Below are 299 nucleotides of genomic sequence, written 5' to 3' on the forward strand. Positions count from 1 at the left end.
TAACTGATGCCGATGACGGGCGCCGTGACGGCCGGATGCAGCAAGGTCCACGCGAGCGCCACCTGCGCCGCGCTGGCGCCGGTCGCGCGCGCGACGGCCTTCACTTCCTCCGCGATGCGCAGCGACGCCTCGTTCAACAACCCGGTCGACGCGATCACGCCCTTGCGCGTGTCCGCCACGCCGGCCGCGTCGTTCGTGGCGAGGTCGGACGCCCCGTACTTGCCGCTCAGGAGACCGCCGCCCAGCGGCGACCATGGCATCACGCCGAGTCCCAGCGCGCGCGCCATCGGCATCAGTTC

The 299-nt window shown here is 72.2% G+C and carries 1 protein-coding gene; it reads right to left on the reverse strand.

Annotated elements, in window-relative coordinates; all coding sequences use genetic code 11:
• On the reverse strand, positions 1-299 hold a 299-nt coding region (locus ACEN88_RS35145; protein ID WP_413347046.1), incomplete at both ends, for an aldo/keto reductase.

Origin of the sequence: Massilia sp. CT11-108, from assembly GCF_047302915.1 — a bacterium.
Classification (GTDB): Bacteria; Pseudomonadota; Gammaproteobacteria; order Burkholderiales; family Burkholderiaceae_D; genus Telluria; species Telluria orientalis.